General features: G+C 27.7%; 6 protein-coding genes. All 6 read right to left on the minus strand.

The features are described 5' to 3' along the window. Positions 1-324: 324 nt before the first annotated feature. Positions 325-2202: a VWA domain-containing protein gene (locus BUC03_RS14725; RefSeq protein ID WP_073153823.1), complete on the minus strand. Its 1878-nt coding sequence runs from the start codon at positions 2200-2202 to the stop codon at positions 325-327. Beyond that, the gene (locus BUC03_RS14730; protein WP_073153826.1) at positions 2189-3769 is read right to left on the minus strand and encodes an AAA family ATPase; all 1581 of its coding nucleotides are present in this window, start codon (positions 3767-3769) and stop codon (positions 2189-2191) included. Before BUC03_RS14730 ends, BUC03_RS14725 begins: the two co-directional genes overlap by 14 nt. Before the next feature lie 4 nt (positions 3770-3773). Continuing rightward, the gene (locus tag BUC03_RS15325; RefSeq protein ID WP_200799152.1) at positions 3774-3917 is read right to left on the minus strand and encodes a hypothetical protein; all 144 of its coding nucleotides are present in this window, start codon (positions 3915-3917) and stop codon (positions 3774-3776) included. Between the two features lie 186 nt (positions 3918-4103). Further along, positions 4104-4406 carry a type II toxin-antitoxin system RelE/ParE family toxin gene (locus tag BUC03_RS14735; protein ID WP_073153829.1) on the minus strand — a complete coding sequence of 101 codons (303 nt, stop codon included), beginning with the start codon at positions 4404-4406 and terminating at the stop codon, positions 4104-4106. Continuing rightward, positions 4390-4623: a hypothetical protein gene (locus tag BUC03_RS14740; RefSeq protein WP_073153832.1), complete on the minus strand. Its 234-nt coding sequence runs from the start codon at positions 4621-4623 to the stop codon at positions 4390-4392. Before BUC03_RS14740 ends, BUC03_RS14735 begins: the two co-directional genes overlap by 17 nt. A gap of 189 nt (positions 4624-4812) precedes the next feature. Further along, a partial coding sequence (locus BUC03_RS15230) for a hypothetical protein (protein WP_159432726.1) occupies positions 4813-5099 on the minus strand: 287 nt, incomplete at its 5' end.

A 5099-nucleotide genomic window follows, 5' to 3' on the forward strand; every position in this document is an offset into this window, starting at 1 on the left:
AATTTTACGTTTTATTTTATCCATTTGAGTGATTTTAAATCATCCAAATAGTATTTTTACCTGTAAATAACTAAAATAAACTACTATTTTTTTCCGTTTTAGTTTATCAGTCCGATTTAAGAGTATTTTTAAGTGTTTTATATCAGAGGATTCTTAACCGTTTCTGCTTTTGTTTTTACATATTTGGCAACGGTCTTGTATAATTTCCCAGCTAAGGGAAGGTTAGAAGTAAAGATAATAAAAAGAGCTAACTTTGACGCTTTTGCGTCTGTGTCCGCAGGACACAACCATACCTTAGTTGGAATTATACATTGTTATGTGGCGTTATTTTTGGTTTAAGTCATTTTTTATCGTTTTTATCAAGTCTTTCAATTCATTATAATTTGGGTCGTATTGCCAAATATTATTACAAAATTTTAATGCTTTTTCATTGTAACTATTCCCAATCATAAGTGAGTTAAATTTGTTGCCTTTAGTTTTTAATTCTTCAATCGATTTTAAAGTAACATTATTTAGGTTTCCAAAAACTCCATCTGAAATGATTAGTAAATCTGCCTTTTCATAGTTTTCAGTTTCCATTTGTTTTAACGCTTCTAAAACTGCTTCTGATGCGTCTGTTCCACCTTGAAAGGACATTTGTAAAAAGTCAATAAGTTTTACTAAAGAATTTTGAATATCGGTAAGCTCAAATGTTTCTATTCCTGTTGAAAATGAAATTAAAAATGCTTTTCGTTTTTCACTAATTGCAATTCTTTTAATTGCAAAAGCAATGACTTTTGATAAAAACTCTGGTTCTCCGTGCATTGAGCCACTTGTGTCAATTGCAATAATAAAAGGACCTTTGACCTTTTCTATTTCTTTTTGTCTTCTATCTATGATTGATTTTTGTTCAAAATCATTTTCCTTATTGATATACTGGAAGGTTTGTAATTTCTTTTCTGCAAACCTTTTGTAAAATATGCTTTCCGTTTCTAAATCACTAAAAAGAGCCAACTCTGTTGGTAATAAATTGTTTAAATCATCACTTTCTGTTATTCCAATAAGTTCAGATTTTCCCGAATGTTCTATTCTATATTTTGAAACTATTTCGATATTCTCAAATTCTTCTTCTTCCAATTCGGCTTCTGCTTTTCGGTATTTACCTAAAAGTTCAGCTAATTCTTGAATTTCTCTTTTGTCTTTAAGTATTTGGGTATATTTTTCAAGTAAATTAAAATTTACATTTTGCCAATTACCTAATGACATATCCCATAGCCTACCTAAATCCGCTGTTTCGTTTATGAATGGTGAAAGCAACTTTAAGAGTTCTTTTAACTCATCAATCTTATTATACAAAACATTTAAAAACTGTTCCCTTGTTTCATCAATTATTTTAATATTTTGTTGAAGTTTTTCAATTGATAGTTTCTCTTCCCATTTACTTATGAAATCTGATTTTACTAATTTTAGACTAGTTTCATTGAGTTTTACTTCAGTATTTTCTATTGTCTTAAATTCTTCTTGGTATTTGTTTAAATCAAAATCTCTTTTTCGGTATTTTGATTTTAAAAATTCTTTATACTTATTCCAATGTTTCCAATCTTTTTTGAATTTGTCTATTGATAACTTGTCAAAGGTTTCTTTAAGTTGTTCTTCTTCTGATTGTTCGCTTATTTTCTGAAGTTGTTGAGCAATAGCCGTTTTAGGTTGTTTTTCAATTAATCTTTTCCAATTATTTGAAATGTTTTTATGAAGTTTTTTAAATTGATTGACTTTTATTTTCTCTTTATCATCTATTACTGATTGTAAAGCAATTTCGTAATTGATGATTTGTGTTTCATCAAGAATTGTACTTTTGTTTAAAATCGTCTTTCCATTTTCTAACTCTGTAATTTGAAATTCATCATACTTTTGAATTAATTTTTCTTCTTTATCAAAAGTTGGATTATTCTCAATTGCTGAATCAATTTTTTCTAAAAGCGTAAATAATTTTTTTATAAACTCTTCTTTTAATTGTGGTTGAATTTTTAAAATTGAGTTTATTTTTTCATCTGTGATAAAAGAATTAATTGTATCTAAATATTTTTTATCAATATTTGAAGTCTCAATGGAAACATAATTCCATTCCTTTATTATTTCGGCAATTTTCTCACGCTCTCTTTCAGATGAAATCTTACCGAATTTAATAAACCGAGCAAAGATTTCATTATTAGAGTGCATCATATTCTTTTTTTAGTTTTTCAACTTTTAGTTTTTCAGATGTAAAACTATTTATAGTTTGGTTTAAATTGTGTTCTGCTAATGATGCCAGTTTTTTGTTTACGAAAATGTTTTCTTTTAATGATGCTAAATCTTCCTTTTTAAAAGTTTCTATTGCTTTAATTGTTTTGTCAATTTCTTTTGTAATGGTAGAAACTGTTTTATTCCATTCTGTTATTATTGCCGGATGCGGAATTTTTGTTGTGATTTCTGATTTTGTTTTTTTATTCGATATTAGATTATAGTTAGTTCCGCTATTGTTCCTGTTCCAATTATCATATTTTCTAATAGTAATGATATTTGGTGCTTTTGAATAAGCTTCAAATCTATTATTATAATTTTCTTCACCATTACTGTTAAAAAGAATAATTTCTTTATATGTTGTTTTATTTAAAGAATTGAAGTCTGTTTTTCTTATATAATTTATTCTACGTCTATAATTGTCTTGTAAGTTTCCTTCATCATCAATCTCATAATAAATAGCATTACTTATTTTTATTGATTTTGGCTCATAATAAGTTATTCGTTTACTTTCTTTTGTTTGATTGTCAATATCTAATTTTAAATCATTGATTTCATTTGTAAACATTGAAAGATTGTACTTTAAAGAATAACCGTGATTTTTAACAGCATCAGAAACAAATTCTTTCACAATACTAATTTGTTCAATTTCATCCCAAATTGTATGAGCTATAAGAAAGCAATCCATTAAATCAATGACTTTTCTGTCGTTTAAAAAAGCACTTGTTTTTAATACTTTTACAATTTTTTTCCAACGTCTGTCTGATACATAAATTGGTCTTTTAGTATCATTTTTTTCGTTGTGCTTATTAATATAATTTCTAATTACGTTAATTACGTTAAGAGCTTCGTCAGAAATTTTAACTTTACTGATACTTGTTTGCCATTTATGATATTCAGTATTTGTTATTTTATCTTTTTCATCAATAGTTGCATTAAAGCCAATGCTTTCAGTTGATAAAAATGTGTTAAATTTATTTGAGTCAGATATGTTTTCTACTAAATAACGAATAATGAATCTATCCCAAAGTGCTTCCAAACCTTCTCCTTTTGCTGGTAATTCGTTTGAAGCAGAAATTAGACCTTTTAAAGGTATTTGAACTTCTTGTTGACCGTTTCGGTAAACCTTTTCATTTATTACAGTTAAAAGTGAGTTTTGTATTGAAGGACCTGCTTTCCATATTTCATCAAGAAATACAATATCTGCTGTTGGTAGATATTTTTCTGTAATTCTTTCGTATTTGTCGTCTTTTTTAAGTTTTGAGATTGCAATAGGTCCAAAAATTTCATCAGGTGTACTAAATCTATTCATTAAATACTCAAATGAATTTCCATCTTTAAAAACTTCTTTTATTCGCCTTGCAATTAAACTTTTAGCAACTCCGGGTTGTCCCAATAAAAAGATGCTTTCTCCAGCAATTGTAGTAAGTAGGGTTAATTTTACTATTTCTTCACGTTCAAATAGGTTTTCATTTAAAGCGTGAAGAATTTTATTAATTCTTTCTTTCATCAAACTATTTCTTAGCCTTTTGATTTGGGTTTAATTGTTTGCCTCTATTTCCGTGAACTTGTGAGTGTTGTTTGTTTTGTCCACTTGTTCCTTTGTTTGCGTTTTGTTGATTTGAAGAATTATTTTTTGGTGTTATTTTCTTTGCCATATTATCTTTTTTAATTCAAATACTGAAGTTGGTCTCTAATGCCACATAACGGTTTTGTATAATTTCCTAGCTAAGGGAAGATTAGGAGTAAGGATAATAAAAAGAGCCAAGTTTGACGCTTTTGCGTCTGTGTCCGTAGGACACAATCAAACCTTAGTTGGAATTATACAGTGTTATGCAATGGTTTTATAGCTTTTTCTTATTCGGATTCTTTCTGTTTGAAAACAAAGAAACAATCTCAATTGAATTTTTATTAATTCGGTAATAAAGATTGTTGTGTTTTTCGACTACAGCTTTTCGAATATTTTTTTTCTCGAATGATACTGGGAAAATTTCTGGTGATTTTGAAATCACTTCTATTGTATGGTCTAATTTTGCAGAGAATGTTTTTAATTCTCTTTCTGTCCATTTATTCTCAAGATATTCAATAGTTTCTTTAAGTTCAGAAATTGCGTGGTCAGTCCACAGAATTTTACAACCACTTTTCATAGATTTCTTTCACGTTTGAGTGAGAAGTCAAATTTCCGTTATCAGCATCTTGAATTCCTTTTTCAATAGACTCTTTTTCGCTTGCAGAAATTTCATTCCACCAATCGTTCTTCTCTTTCTCTCTTAATTTCATAAGTTTGTCAATCAGAGATGTGTCATTCAAAGTTGATAACCATTGAATTAATTCTATTTTTTTATTTTCTAAACTTAAATCCATAATATCAAATTTACAAATTTAATCTAAACATTCAATTTTTGAACGTGATTTTAACTGTTGTATAACGGTTTTGTATAATTTCCCAGCTAAGGGAAGGTTAAGAGTAAAGATAGTAAAAAGAACTAACTTCGACGCTTTTGCGTCTGTGTCCGTAGGACACAACCAAACCTTAGTTGGAATTATACGGTGTTACCACACGTTTTTTATTCCGTTAATTTTTTCTCCTTGTTCAATTAGTTTTTCTGAATATTCATCATTCTCATTAATTTCAAATATTTCAAATTCCACGTGTTTATAAAAGTATTTATTCAGATTTGTTTTGATATGTTCTATGTTTAAATCAATTTGCTTGGAAAGTTCTATTCCAATAACAAAATATGGTTCTTGATATTCCTCAACATTAACAAACAAGGCTGTATAAACATTTTTAACAGGAACAATATTTAAATCTGTTTTCTGTAAAGCTTTAATAATAT

The sequence above is a fragment of the Mesonia phycicola genome (assembly GCF_900141885.1).
Taxonomy (GTDB): Bacteria; Bacteroidota; Bacteroidia; order Flavobacteriales; family Flavobacteriaceae; genus Mesonia; species Mesonia phycicola.